The organism is Chromohalobacter sp. HP20-39 (genome assembly GCF_033052815.1).
GTDB lineage: Bacteria > Pseudomonadota > Gammaproteobacteria > Pseudomonadales > Halomonadaceae > Chromohalobacter.
In genome coordinates, this window is sequence record NZ_JAWHTP010000680.1 from 1 (window position 1) to 272 (window position 272).

Sequence of the window (272 nt, forward strand, 5' to 3'; positions counted from 1 at the left end):
GTCGCTGAATCGCGAAACCGCGACTATAACAGACTTTTTCCGCCGAGATCAAGAGGGTCGGAAAACTCCATCAAACTGCCGGTTTCAGCACTTCCTGACCGCCCAGGTACGGGCGCAGCGCGGTCGGCACCGTCACCGAGCCATCCGCGTTCTGGTAGTTCTCCAGCACGGCCACCAGCGTGCGGCCCGCGGCGAGGCCCGAGCCGTTAAGCGTGTGCACCAGCTCCGGCTTGCCCTGCGCATTGCGGAAGCGGGCCTGCATGCGGCGCGCC

At 65.4% G+C, this 272-nt stretch carries 1 pseudogene; it reads right to left on the reverse strand.

What is annotated here, in order from left to right:
* Positions 1 to 70 precede the first annotated feature (70 nt).
* Positions 71 to 272, reverse strand: a pseudogene (locus RVY79_RS19680) (serine--tRNA ligase); the annotation flags it as partial.